Origin of the sequence: Lipingzhangella halophila, from assembly GCF_014203805.1 — a bacterium.
GTDB classification, from domain to species: domain Bacteria; phylum Actinomycetota; class Actinomycetes; order Streptosporangiales; family Streptosporangiaceae; genus Lipingzhangella; species Lipingzhangella halophila.
Window position 1 is genome coordinate 331,175 of record NZ_JACHJT010000001.1, and the last position, 12,247, is coordinate 343,421.

At 69.1% G+C, this 12,247-nt stretch carries 10 protein-coding genes; 7 read left to right on the forward strand and 3 right to left on the reverse strand.

What is annotated here, in order from left to right; all coding sequences use genetic code 11:
* Positions 1-217: 217 nt before the first annotated feature.
* Positions 218-1,063 (reverse strand): hypothetical protein, encoded by an 846-nt coding sequence (locus tag F4561_RS01605; RefSeq protein ID WP_184574065.1) that lies wholly within the window; start codon positions 1,061-1,063, stop codon positions 218-220.
* Positions 1,064-1,674: 611 nt separating this feature from the next.
* On the opposite strand from F4561_RS01605, the gene F4561_RS01610 reads away from it, so the two are divergent.
* Together F4561_RS01610 and F4561_RS01615 are read left to right on the forward strand one after the other, a co-directional pair.
* Positions 1,675-4,077, forward strand: a complete 2,403-nt coding sequence (locus F4561_RS01610; RefSeq protein ID WP_184574067.1) for an ABC transporter permease — start codon at positions 1,675-1,677, stop codon at positions 4,075-4,077.
* Between the two features lie 11 nt (positions 4,078-4,088).
* Positions 4,089-4,859, forward strand: a complete 771-nt coding sequence (locus F4561_RS01615) for an ABC transporter ATP-binding protein (RefSeq protein ID WP_184574069.1) — start codon at positions 4,089-4,091, stop codon at positions 4,857-4,859.
* 110 nt (positions 4,860-4,969) lie between these two features.
* Here the strand turns inward: F4561_RS01615 and F4561_RS01620 are convergent, their stop codons facing one another.
* Positions 4,970-5,926, reverse strand: coding sequence for an HpcH/HpaI aldolase/citrate lyase family protein (locus tag F4561_RS01620; RefSeq protein WP_184574071.1), 957 nt, complete (start codon positions 5,924-5,926; stop codon positions 4,970-4,972).
* 161 nt (positions 5,927-6,087) lie between these two features.
* Between F4561_RS01620 and F4561_RS01625 the strand changes: the two genes are divergently transcribed.
* Positions 6,088-8,472 (forward strand): molybdopterin-dependent oxidoreductase, encoded by a 2,385-nt coding sequence (locus tag F4561_RS01625; protein ID WP_184574073.1) that lies wholly within the window; start codon positions 6,088-6,090, stop codon positions 8,470-8,472.
* On the opposite strand, the gene F4561_RS01630 is transcribed toward F4561_RS01625, so the two are convergent.
* Complete coding sequence (locus F4561_RS01630) at positions 8,469-8,882, reverse strand: VOC family protein (RefSeq protein ID WP_184574075.1); 414 nt, start codon at positions 8,880-8,882, stop codon at positions 8,469-8,471. The genes F4561_RS01625 and F4561_RS01630 overlap by 4 nt on opposite strands.
* A 92-nt stretch (positions 8,883-8,974) precedes the next feature.
* Here F4561_RS01630 and F4561_RS01635 point away from each other — a divergent pair, with 92 nt between their 5' ends.
* From F4561_RS01635 to F4561_RS01650, 4 genes are all read left to right on the forward strand, one after another.
* Positions 8,975-9,634, forward strand: coding sequence for a TetR/AcrR family transcriptional regulator (locus F4561_RS01635; protein ID WP_184574077.1), 660 nt, complete (start codon positions 8,975-8,977; stop codon positions 9,632-9,634).
* A gap of 94 nt (positions 9,635-9,728) precedes the next feature.
* Complete coding sequence (locus F4561_RS01640) at positions 9,729-10,538, forward strand: phytanoyl-CoA dioxygenase family protein (RefSeq protein WP_184574078.1); 810 nt, start codon at positions 9,729-9,731, stop codon at positions 10,536-10,538.
* A gap of 252 nt (positions 10,539-10,790) precedes the next feature.
* The gene (locus F4561_RS01645) at positions 10,791-11,501 is read left to right on the forward strand and encodes a GntR family transcriptional regulator (RefSeq protein WP_184574080.1); all 711 of its coding nucleotides are present in this window, start codon (positions 10,791-10,793) and stop codon (positions 11,499-11,501) included.
* 11 nt (positions 11,502-11,512) lie between these two features.
* Entirely contained in the window at positions 11,513-12,244 is a 732-nt protein-coding gene (locus tag F4561_RS01650; protein WP_184574082.1) for a ribonuclease activity regulator RraA, read from the forward strand.
* Positions 12,245-12,247: the final 3 nt, after the last annotated feature.

Genomic DNA, 12,247 nt, shown 5'->3' on the forward strand with positions numbered 1-12,247 from the left:
GACCGCGCAGAAGGGGATGGGCGGCCCAGCGGATACGGCGGCCTACGCCGCCGCACCCGACCGTCCCCGTATCCGCGGCCCGGAGGCCGAGTCCCTACTGGCCCGCGCGGCTACCGGGCGAGAGGCCCGTGGAGACAGCACAAAGGGGGCGGGCGCCCGGCGGGCGCCCGCCCCCTTTCACGGCCGTGCGGGCCGTGGACTCAGCTACTGCTCCGGGTCAGGACTCCTCGGTCGACACCGGGCTGTCGTCCTGGCCAGCCTTGCGCTTGCGGGCGGCGTACATCACGGCGCCGCCGCCACCGAGCGCGGCCGCGGCAGCGGCGACCAGCCCACCGAGCGCGGCGCCGGTGACCGGGAGCCCGCCGCTGGCGGCCTCGTCGGCCTCGCTGTCGTCGGAGTCATCGGAGTTGCCGGCCGGCTCGGTGTCCGGGCTCTCCTCATCGGACTCCGAACCCTCCTCGGGCTCCTCGGGCGGCGCGGTGCCGTCCTGGTCGCCCTCGTCCTCGTCCTTGCCGTCGTCCTCGGCGGGCGGCTTCTCCTCGCCCTCATCGCCGTCCTCGGGCGGCGGTGTGGGCTCCGGCTTATCGCCGTCGTCACCCTCGTCGTCACCGCCGTTCTCGCACTCGACCTTGAAGACCTTGTGCTTCTTGCCCTTGTCGTCTGCCCCCTTCTCGCTGTCGCCGTTGCCGTCGAAGTACCAGTAGAGCTTGTAGTGGCCGGTGGGCAGGGTGAGGTCATCGGTACGGCCGTGGCCGTCCTCGTCGAGCGTCAGTTCGCCGTCCAGCACGACCGGGCGGTCCTCGGCCTTCTTGTCGCGCACCTCCCACGTGACCTGCTGCGCACCGTCGAACTTGGAGCCCACGAAGTAGAACTCGCAGCCCTTGGGCTCGTTGCGCATGTCGTCCGCGGGGGTATCGACGTTGTGGACCTTCACTGTGCCGTTGTTCCCGTCAGGACCAGCGGCCGACGCGACGCCGGTTCCGGCGATCGCCAGCGGTGCGGCGAGCAGCACGGCTCCGCCGAGCAGGCGCGATGCACGGGTGTGCCACTGATTCGGATACAAAAAGGCTCCCTTGGGGGATGAAAACACGGAAAAGCGGACGCGCTGCGGAGCGGGAGCGGCGCGCGTCCGGGAAGGCCTATGTTCTATCAGGTCCCGTGCGCCTCCGTGGTCACAACGGCACAACACATTCTCCGGAGTATGTGACAATCGGCACGAAAACCGACAAATGCCCCGAAAACGCCCAGATGGAATGGGGTGCGGAGGTGACTGAGGGCTACTTCTTGGGCTCAAAGGGTCGTCGCAATGCCGCTGATCTGCGCGCGTGCGATGTGTCTCCCGGCCCGTCAAGAATCTGATCTTCGCCTTGGTCGAAGCAAGGGACTTTTTTGATGGGCGAGCGTAGACCGTCTTTTTGCGTTCGCTAGCCGGCGAACCCGGCCGCATACCTGGTGAGAGCACTTCCGGGGGAGTGCGCACCGCCCGATAGGCGCCGTCCTCGGGATCGCCCCGAACCCGTCGTCAGGGTTCGCCCTGGCCTCCCCCTGGATTGTCCCGTGCGGCAGTGACGGTTCCACCGGGGCTTTCTATAGTTGGGCTCGCGGGCAAGAAGCGTACAAATGACCGAGGCTCACTTGGGTCAGCGAGCCGGGAAATCAGGGAGGTAACGCAAAATGAAGGACTCCCTGTATTTCCGATCCGCGTACAATGACTTGATCAAGAACAAGGGCGTCAACGTGGCGCTCGTGGTGGTTCTGATCCTCAGTGCGTTCTTGATGGCCACCGGATCCATGGTGATGGAGCGTTTGGTCGGATCCGTCGATCAGCTCTTCGATGAGGCGAAGCCGCCGCACTTTCTGCAGATGCACAAGGGTGATTACGATCCGGATGCGCTGGCCCGTTTTGCCTCGGAGCAGCCGGAGGTCGACGCGTGGCTTGTCGAAGAGATGCTCGGCTTCGACGGTGCCGCCATCGCCTGGCAGCGTCCGGAGACGGGTGAGTCCGGCGATCTTTCCGACAGCTTGATCGACAACCTCTTCGTGACGCAGAACGAGGAGTTTGATTTCCTGATCGACGAGACCGGGGCGATTCCGCGGCCTTCCCAAGGCGAGGTCTATGTCCCGGTGGCGTACCAGCAGAGATTCGATCTCCGGGCCGGCGACGAGCTCGCGGTCAGGACGGACACCGGGATCCGGGACTTGCGCATCGAAGGGTTCGTGCGCGATTCGCAGATGGCGTCATCCCTGTCCTCCGCCACGCGGTTCCTGGTCTCCGACGCGGACTTCCGGGAACTGGAGCAAGGAGGCGGCGGCGCGCCGGAGGTCATCGTCGAGTATCGGCTGACCGATCCGTCCTCGATATCGGAACTCCAGCGCGCCTACGAGTCCGATGAGGCCCTACCGAAGAACGGTCAGGCGGTCACGTTCCAGATGATCCGCATCATCAACGCGTTCAGTGATGGCCTGGTTGCGGTGGCGCTGGTGTTCGTGAGCCTCCTCCTCATCGCGATCGCCCTCCTCAGCCTGCGCTTCGTGATCCGCGGGACACTGGAGGACGAAGTCCGCGAGATCGGCGCGATGAAAGCCATCGGCCTCCCCCACAACGCGATCGCCCGCCTGTATCTGGCGAAGTACCGCGTCATGACCTTCCTCGCGTGCGTCGTCGGTGGCGTCCTCGCCGTCATCGCAACGAATCTGCTGACGCGTAGTATCCAGGTGAATTACGCCGAGGCGCCGCCCAGTGTCACGACGGTCCTGGTGCCCGTGCTCGCGCTGGTGCTCGTCTATCTGTTCGTCGTCGCCATCTGCCGCGGTGTCCTCAGAGGGGTCAAGAAGATCTCGGTCGTGAACGCCCTGGTCCACGGCAGCACGCTTGATGAGCGGCAGACCGCGCGCCGCGCCAGGCGGCAGGCCAGACGAGTCCGGCAGACCAGCCTCGCCTCGTATCGCGGCGGGAGCGTCAACAGGCGCCTGGCCCTTTTGGACCTCCGGGCCGAGGGCGGGCAATGGGTCCTGATCTCCATCGTCTTCTTCCTCGCCACCATCCTCATGACGCTTCCGCTGAATCTGCTCAGCACGTTCGAGAGCCCGCGCTTCGTCACGTACATGGGGGCTCCGGAGAGCGACCTGCGCGCTGATCTGCAGTTCTCGGACGATGTCGACGCCGTACGCGAGGACGTGCTCTCCAGAATGCAGGGCGATGACCGGCTGAGGGATGTGCGCGCCTTCGCCAACGTGCTGTACGAGGCCGAGGGGGACCAGGGGGAAGGGTGGGAGACCCTGCGCGTCGAGGTGGGTGACTATTCGGGTGACACGGTCGAGTTCCTGCAGGGCGAGCGCCCCGAACCCGGGCAGATCGCACTCTCCGTCTTGAACGCGGACAAGTACCAGCTCTCGACCGGGGACGAGCTGACCATTCGCACCGGTGGCGAGACGACCACGGTTGTCGTCAGCGGCGTCTATCAGGACGTCACCAGGGGCGGGTACACCGCCAAGATGCAGGGTGCGGCGACGACCGGCGCGGCCGGCTACGTGATCTACGCGAACACGGCCGATGGGGCAGACCCCGCGGTTGTTGCGACTGATTACAGCGAGCGCTTTCCGGCGGCCACCGTGACCCCGATGCGGGAGTACGTCCAGCAGACGCTGTCGTACGTGACCGACGCCTTCCGGTCCGCTGCCATCCTGTCCTTCATCTTCGGGATCGGTGTCGCGGTGCTCATCACGAGCCTGTTCCTCAAGCTGCGTCTGACGAGAGAACGAAGAAAGATGGGAGTCCTGTCAGCCCTCGGATTTTCGACAGGCGAGATCATCGCTCAGGTGCGGGGCAAGACCCTCCTTGCGGTGCTCGTCGGAACATTGCTCGGTCTTGTTTTCGCGGCGACGGCCGGAGAGTCCCTCGTCGGTCTCGTCATCTCATTGGCGGGATTGGGGATCTCGAATCTCGCGTTCCTGCCGAACCCGTTGCTCGTCTATGTGGTCTACCCGCTGGTTCTGATCACTGCCGGATACCTCGGCGCCGTGGTTCTCACCGCACGGCTTCGCTCTGCCGACAAGAGCTGGTGGCTTAAAGGATGATAGGAGCGCTCATGCCGCACGATGACCACGTCACGCTGGAATCCCGGGACCTGGCCAAAACGTACTACTCCACTGATCCGCCGACCAAGGTCATCGACGGAATCGGTCTGGCCGTCAGGAAGGGCGAGTTCCTCGTCGTGATGGGCGCCTCCGGTTCCGGGAAGTCGACACTGCTCTACAATATCAGCGGAATGGACCGCCCAACGAATGGGAACGTTTTCCTGGAAGGGCGGGATCTGACCTCTCTGAGTGAAAAAGAAATGAGTCGCGTCCGGTTGGCGGAGATGGGGTTCATTTTCCAGCAGGCGTATTTTCTGAACAACCTGACGATCCGGGATAATATTCTCCTGCCCGCCCTCAAAGGGGCGCCCAAGGAAAAGGAAACCGCGATCGCCCGCGTCGACACGCTCATGGAGCGGTTCGGGATCGCGCATGTGGGGCAGCACGGCATCACCCAGGTCTCAGGAGGCCAGCTGCAGCGGGCCTCTATCTGCCGGGCGCTGGCCGGCGAACCGTCCATCCTTTTCGCGGACGAGCCGACCGGCTCATTGAACAGCAGTATGACGATCGAGGTCATGGATGCGCTCATGGACGTGCACAGCGAGGGAACGACCCTCGTCATGGTGACGCACGACCCTGCCTGCGCCGCTCGGGCCGACCGCGTGATCTACCTCCGGGACGGCCTACTGGTCGACTGCCGTGATCTGGGGACGTGGAGCAGAGAGCAGGCGACGCAACGCGAGGACGACCTCCTCGCGTGGCTGAGGGAAATGGGATTCTGAGCGGAACCGGCCGCTCAGGTCGCCGGACCTGGGGACAGCCGCAGGGCCGTCCTGGCGTCGCCGCGGTTCGGTAGACGCCTGCGAGCTCGGGCTCATCCGGAATCCGCCCTTCACTCCTCCTCAGGAGTGAACGACTTCTCCCGCCGCATTCCCGCCGCGCGTCCCTTGGCCGCGACCACCAGGGCCATCTTGCGGGACGCCTCGTCGAGCATCTCGTCGCCCAGCATCACCGCGCCCCGCCGCTGCACGCGCGTGGCGTGGTCGTAGGCGTCCAGGATCAGCTCGGCGTGGTCGTAGTCGTCCTGGCCGGGCGCGTAGATCTCGTTGGCCGCGTCGACCTGAGCGGGGTGCAGGACCCACTTGCCGTCGAACCCCAGGGCCGCCGTGCGCCCGGCCGAGCGGCGGAACGCGTCCACGTCGCGGACCTGCAGGTAGGGGCCGTCGATGGCCTGCAGGCCGTTGGCGCGGGCCGCCATCAGGATGCGCATGAGGATGTAGTGGTAGGCGTCCCCGGTGTCGTAGCCCTGCGGTTGTTCGCCGACCACCAGTGTCTTCATGTTGATCGAGGCCATGAAGTCGGCCGGGCCGTAGACGAGGCTCTCCAGGCGGGGCGAGGCCGCCGCGATGTCGTCGACGTCGATCAGCCCGCGGGCGTCCTCGATCTGCGCCTCGATGCCGATCCGGCCGGGCTCCAGGCCAACGGCGCGTTCGATCTGGGTGAGCAGGATGTCCAACCAGCGCACCTGGCTCGCGCTGGTGACCTTCGGCAGGACGAGGCAGTCCAGGTTCGCCCCCGCGCCCTCCACCACCGTGATCACGTCGCGGTAGGTCCACGCCGTGGTCAGGTCGTTCACCCGGACCGTGCGGATCCGGCCCTCCCAGCCGCCTTCGTTGAGCGCGGCCACCGCGGCCTCGCGGGCGTTCTCCTTCTCCGCGGAGGCGACGGCGTCCTCCAGGTCCAGAAAGAAGGCGTCGACCGGCAGGCCGCGCGCCTTGTCGATGAACCGCGGGTTCGACCCGGGCACCGCCAGGACCGACCGGCGTGATCTCGCCGCTACCGCACTCATCCTGCCCCCCACGTTCGTCCGATACCGCGGCGACCATCCTGCCAAACGGTGGCGGCGCGGCCCCTACCGGTAGGGGCCCACCTGCTCTTCCCGCTGGGCGGCCCGAGTAAGGTGCAGGTCACGGCAGCGCTGACCGGTGCGACGGAAGGGGGCGAGCCGGCATGGACGGGTCGGACCCGGAAGGGGCCGCCACATACCGGCGGGCCAGCGCCCATTGGGGCGACTACCAGGTGCTCGTCGCCGGTGACCGGGTCGTCGGCGCGCGTCCCGACCCGGACGACCCCGCACCGGCCCCGCTCCTGGAGAACGCGCCCGACGCGCAGCACCACCCCACGCGCGTCGCCACCCCCGCGGTCCGCCGGCGCTGGCTGGACAACGGGCCGGGCCCCGACGACCGGCGCGGCGCCCCCGACGACGAGTACCTGGCCGTGGACTGGGAGACCGCCCTGGACCTGCTCGCCGGCGAGTTCGACCGGGTACGCCGCGAGCACGGCAACACCGCCGTCTACGGCGGCTCCTACGGGTGGGCGAGCGCCGGGCGCTTCCACCACTCGCAGAGCCAACTGCACCGGCTGCTGAACACGATCGGCGGCTACACCGCCAGCCGGGACACCTACAGCCACGCCGCCATCGAGGTCCTGGTGCCGCACGTCCTCGGCCGCGCGGGGTTGGCCGAGCTGCTGGAAAATCCACCCGCCTGGGAGGTGATCGCCGAGCACACCGACCTGGTGGTGTCCTTCGGCGGGCTGCGGGTCTCCAACACCTGGAACTCCGCGGGCGGCCGGGCCGCGCAGACCGCGGAGCCCGCCATGCGCACCGCCGCCCGGAACGGGGTGCGCTTCGTCTCGGTCAGTCCGCTGCGCGACGACACCCCCGACGGCGTCGACGCCGAGTGGCTGCCCGCGGCCCCGGGCACCGACACCGCCATCATGTTCGCCCTGGCGCACGTGCTCCTCACCGAAGGGCTCGCCGACACCGCGTTCCTGGACCGCTACACCGTGGGCGCGGACCACCTGCGGCGCTACGTGCTGGGCGAGACCGACGGCACCCCCAAGGACCCCGAGTGGGCCGCCGAGCTGAGCGGCCTGCCCGCCGCGACGCTGCGCGAGCTCGCCCGGCGGATGGCGGCCGGCCGCACACTGCTCAACGTCGGATGGTCGGTGCAGCGCACCCGGCACGGTGAGCAGCCGTTGTGGGCAGGGATCGCGCTCGCGGCCTTCCTCGGCCAGATCGGCCTGCCCGGCGGGGGCTTCGCCGCCGGCTACGGGTCGACCGGCCGCTACGGGGGCGGCGCCACCCCCGGCGGGCTGCCGCGCCTGCCCCAGGGGAGCAACCCCGTTGACGAGTTCATCCCCGTCGCGCGGGTCGCCGACATGCTGCTGCACCCCGGGCCCGGCGGTGTGTACGAGTACAACGGCGAGCTCCGCCGCTACCCCGACATCCGGCTGGTGGCCTGGTCGGGCGGGAACCCGTTCCACCACCACCAGGACCTGGAGCGGCTGTCCTGCGCCTTCGCCCGGCCCGAGACCGTGCTCGTGGTCGAGACCCACTGGACCGCGACCGCGCGGCACGCCGACATCGTGCTGCCGTCCACGACCGCGCTGGAACGCGACGACATCGTCGCCAGCCGGGGCGACCTGCGGCTGCGCGCGGCGCCCCGCGCCGTGTCCCCGCACGGTCAGGCGCGGGACGAGTACGACGTCTACGCCGACCTGGCCCGGCGGCTCGGCGTGCGCCACGCCTTCACCGAGGGGCGCACATCGGGGGAGTGGCTGCGGCACATGTACGAGACGTGGCGCGGCGGGCAAAGGGCGCCGTTGCCGGGGTTCGGCGAGTTCTGGGCGGCTGGGACGGTGGACCTCCCGGGCAGGGTCCACCCGAGCGCGGTCCTCGCCGAGTTCCGGCGCGATCCCGACTCCGTTCCGCTGGGGACCCCGAGCGGCCGGATCGAGCTGTACTCCGAGACGATCGCCGGGTTCGGCTACGCCGAGTGCCCCGGTCACCCGGTGTGGCTGCCCGAAGAGGGGGAGCGGCTCCGGTCGCTGGAATCAGGCACGTCGCCGCTGCTGCTCATCGCCAACCAGCCCGGCACCAAGCTGCACAGCCAGCAGGACATGGGCGCGTACAGCCGCGCGGGCAAGATCGGCGAGCGCGCCCCGATCCGGCTGCACCCCGATGACGCCGCCGCTCGCGGGCTCGCGCCGGGCGACATCGTGCGGGTGTCCAACGCCCGCGGCTCCTGCCTGGCCGGTGCGGAGATCAGCGACGCGCTCCGCCAGGGGGTCGCGCAGCTGTCCACCGGGGCCTGGTACGACCCCTCGGCGCCCGATGTGAGCTGCGCCCACGGCAACCCGAACGTGCTGACCGAGGACATCGGAACCTCGCGCCTCAGCCAGGGGTGCACCGGCCAGCACGTCCGGGTCGAGGTCGAGGCCTACGAGGGCGCCCCGCCCCCGGTCCGCGCCTTCGAACCGCCGCGGCTCGCGCCCGGCAGCACCGGCGGGCAGGCCCCGGTGGCCGGCGAGCCGGGCGGAACACCGCGCTAGGAGACGTACTGCTCAGCGAACTCGGCCGTGGGCGCGATGGGCATGATCACATCGATCAGGACACCGTTCGGGTCGGCGACGATGAAGTGCCGCTGCCCGAAGTCCTCACTGCGCAGCGGCAGTTCCGGGGCCAGGCCGCCTTCGGTCACAAGCCGCTGGTACTCGGCGTCGGCGTCGGCCACCTCGAAGTTCAGTAGCAGCCCTGCCACGGGTGTCCGGTACGGCTCGGGGAGCGTCTCGTGGGTGTGGTCCAGGATCGCCAGCTCGTACGGCGGCGGTCCGGGCCGGCGCAGGCTCACGTACCAGTCGGCCTCGAATACCGTCTCGAAGCCGAAGTGCTGGCCGTAGAAATCCCTGGTCTCAGCCACCTGGCGGGTGCAGATGACCGGGTAGAAGCTGGTCAGGCTCATGAGGACCCCATTCGGATTAACGCGTACCATCGGTATGTATTTTACGTTAAACACGTACCATTGGTATGTCAACAGGAGGGCGGGCTACCTCGATGACGGCGGACCACTCAGCCGGCGCGGACGCGGCGGACCCGGCACCCCGCACGAAGGCGCAGCAGCGCGAGGCGACTATGCGGGAGCTGATCGCCGCGGGCAGGGAGCTGTTCGCACGCAACGGGTTCGGTGCGGTGAGCCTCGCGGAGCTCACCCAGCGCGCCGGAGTGACCAAGGGCGCGCTCTACCACCACTTCGGAAGCAAGATGGGCCTGTTCCGCGCCGTGGTCGCCGAGGTGCAGTACGACGTCGGGGCGCGGGTCGCGGCCGCGGCGGAGGCGACGCCGGACCCGTGGACGCGGCTGACCTCCGGGTGTGCGGCGTTCCTCGCCGCGAGCTCGGACCGCGAGGTGCAGCAGATCATGCTCGTCGACGGCCCGGCGGTGCTGGGGTGGAGCGAGTGGCGCGCCATGGACGAGGCCGCGTCCGAGCGGCACCTGACCGAGGCCCTCACCGAACTGGTCGAGGACGGCACGATCGCGCACCAGCCGGTGCGCCCCCTTGTCCACCTGCTGTCGGGTGCGATGAACGAGGCCGCGCTGTGGCTCGCGCGGTCGGGAGATCCCAAGGACCTCAGCGATACGGTCGCCGCGCTGACGCGGCTGCTGGAGTCGCTGCGTGCCGAGGGTGCGCCTGGGCCCGGGCCGGCAGGCCAGTGACGCGTCCCGGGGCCCGAAATTCAGTGGACCCCCGGCCAGCGCGCTGCGAGCCTTCCGGTAGACCCTTTTCCGGCACGCGAGATGGGGGCACGTTATGGCGCTTGCGGCGCTGAGTGGCGAAGAGGTCGAGCGGTTCGTCGCCGACGGTTTCGTGAAGCTGGCGGGCGCCTTCCCGCGGGAGCTCGCCGACGAGGGGCGCGCGATGCTGTGGAAAGCCACCGGCAAGGACCCCGACGATCCCACCACCTGGACCGCCCCCGTTGTCCGGCTGGGTGGCTTCGGCCACCGGCCGTTCTACCTCGCCGCGAACACGGACCGGCTGCACTGCGCCTACGACCAGTTGGTCGGGCGCGGGCGCTGGGTCGAGCCCAACGGGTTGGGCACCTTCCCCATCCGCTTCCCGCACCCCGACGACCCGGGCGACACCGGCTGGCACGTCGACGCCGGGTTCCATATCGCGGAGGACGAGAGCGACGGGCCCCTCGACTACGCCGCGCTCGACATCGCGGGCTACCGGACCAACATCTACTCCCGGAACCGAGCGCTGCTCATGCTGTTCCTGTTCTCCGACGTCGGCGAGGACGACGCTCCCACCCGCGTCCGGGTGGGCTCGCACCTCGACCTCCCACCGCTGCTGGAGCCGTTCGGCGAGAAGGGGATCAACATCGACGTGGACGCGCCGACCGCGCACCGCCCGGTGGCGCTGGCGACCGGCCGGGCCGGCGACGTCTACCTCTGCCATCCGTTCCTGGCGCACGCGGCGCAGCCGCACCGGGGGAGCACCCCCAAGTTCATGGCCCAGCCACCGCTCGACCCCGCGGACGAACTGCGCCTGAAGCGGCCGCCGTTCGTCCCGTACTCTCCGGTGGAGCGGGCCGTGCTCCGGGGTCTGGGGCGCGAGTAACCGCGCCGCGCCGCTGGGAGCGAACGGCCGGGCCGGACTTCCGGCCCGGCCGTTCGCTCTTCTGGCGGAAACAGCGGTGAGCCTTCCCAGAAACTAGTGTCTCATATACCATATATCGCATGCGGGTCATGACGCAGGTCACACTGGCGCGGGTATGCCCTCCACCAGGGTGGGGGTCGGCGCGTGCACCGCAATGCGGCCCGCTCCGGGCCATACTGGCGTGCCAGACGCTAGTGAGAGGTACCAGTACCGATGACGACAGGCTTCGAGCAGATGGAACAGGCGAAGGGAACCAGCCGTGCGGGGGCCTTGCCCGCGCTGACCTTTCAGGGGTCGCGCGCCCAGGTGGTCGCGGACGCGATCCGCAAGGCGATCCTCTCCGGGCAGCTGGAACCCGGCCAGCAGCTCGTGGAACGCGAGCTCTCCGAACTCTTCGGGGTCTCCAAGACCCCGGTACGCGAGGCGCTAATCGGGCTCGTCGGGTCGGGGCTGGTCGACCAGAACCAGTACCGGGGCATGACCGTGCAGAGTGTCTCGGCCGACCTGGTGCGCCACGTGTACGAGACGCGGGACCTCCTGGAGCCGGCCGCGATCGCCATGGCGGCCCGCAATATCTCCGACGCCGAAATCGCGGAGGCCGAACAGCTTCTCGGTGAGGCCGCCGAACGCGGGGCACGGGGCGAACGGGTCGAGCTGCAGTTGCTCAACCGCAGCTTCCACCGCAGCCTCTATCTCGGCTGCGGCAACCCACTGCTGTGCCGCTACCTCGACGGCCTGCAGGACCTGGTCGCGCTGATCTCGATCGCGGGCTGGACCCAGAAGAAGACATGGGAGGGCGAGTACGAGGAGCACCGCCGCATCCTCTCCGCCGTCGCGGACCGCGACCCCGAGGCGGCCGAGCGAGAGGCGCGGTCCCACATAACCCGGTTCGTCGACCAGATGATGGAGAACCTCGACTCCTAAGAGGGGAGAACATGGAGGATCCAGCGCCGCTTCCGGTGGACACGTTCGCGCTCCTGCGCCAGGCCAGCACCGCCACACTCGCCACCCAGTTGTTCCAGAGGGGACTACGCAACGTCTTCCTGCACGGCCTGCGTCCGCTGAACCCCGACGCGTGCGGGTTCGTGGCCGAGGCGTTCACCCTGCGCTACATCCCGGCCCGCGAGGACATCGACCGCATCGAGGTATTCCAGGACTACGACCACCCGCAGCGCCGCGCCATCGAGTCCGTGCCCGAGGGACAGGTCCTGGTCATGGACTGCCGGGGCCAGGGCCGGGCCGCATCAGCGGGTGAGATCCTGGTCGCGCGACTGATGCGGCGCGGGGCGGCGGGGATCGTCACCGACGGCTCGCTGCGGGACTCACCCGACATCGCGCGCCGGCCCTTCCCGGTGTTCGCGGCGGGGGTGTCGGCGGCGACCAACCTCGTCGAACACCACGCGGTCGACCTGCAGACGCCCATTGGGTGCGCCGGTGTTCCGATCTACCCGGGCGACGTGCTGTGCGCCGACGCCGAGGGCGTGGTGTGCGTCCCGCGGTACCTGGCCGCGGAGATCGCGGGTCCCGCGGCCGCGCAGGAGCAACAGGAGCGGTTCATCCTCGCCAAGGTCGAGGAGGGTCGCCCGCTGCGCGGCACGTACCCGCCCGACGAGCGCACCCGCGCCGAGTACGCCGAGCACGTGGCGGCCTCGGAGCACCGCTCATGACGA

Coding starts and splice junctions, on each gene's coding strand:
- F4561_RS01615 (WP_184574069.1), top strand. CDS start 4,089: ATGCCGCACGATGACCACGTCACGCTGGAATCCCGGGACCTGGCCAAA.
- F4561_RS01640 (WP_184574078.1), top strand. CDS start 9,729: ATGGCGCTTGCGGCGCTGAGTGGCGAAGAGGTCGAGCGGTTCGTCGCC.
- F4561_RS01635 (WP_184574077.1), top strand. CDS start 8,975: ATGACGGCGGACCACTCAGCCGGCGCGGACGCGGCGGACCCGGCACCC.
- F4561_RS01620 (WP_184574071.1), bottom strand. CDS start 5,926: ATGAGTGCGGTAGCGGCGAGATCACGCCGGTCGGTCCTGGCGGTGCCC.
- F4561_RS01645 (WP_184574080.1), top strand. CDS start 10,791: ATGACGACAGGCTTCGAGCAGATGGAACAGGCGAAGGGAACCAGCCGT.
- F4561_RS01625 (WP_184574073.1), top strand. CDS start 6,088: ATGGACGGGTCGGACCCGGAAGGGGCCGCCACATACCGGCGGGCCAGC.
- F4561_RS01610 (WP_184574067.1), top strand. CDS start 1,675: ATGAAGGACTCCCTGTATTTCCGATCCGCGTACAATGACTTGATCAAG.
- F4561_RS01630 (WP_184574075.1), bottom strand. CDS start 8,882: ATGAGCCTGACCAGCTTCTACCCGGTCATCTGCACCCGCCAGGTGGCT.
- F4561_RS01650 (WP_184574082.1), top strand. CDS start 11,513: ATGGAGGATCCAGCGCCGCTTCCGGTGGACACGTTCGCGCTCCTGCGC.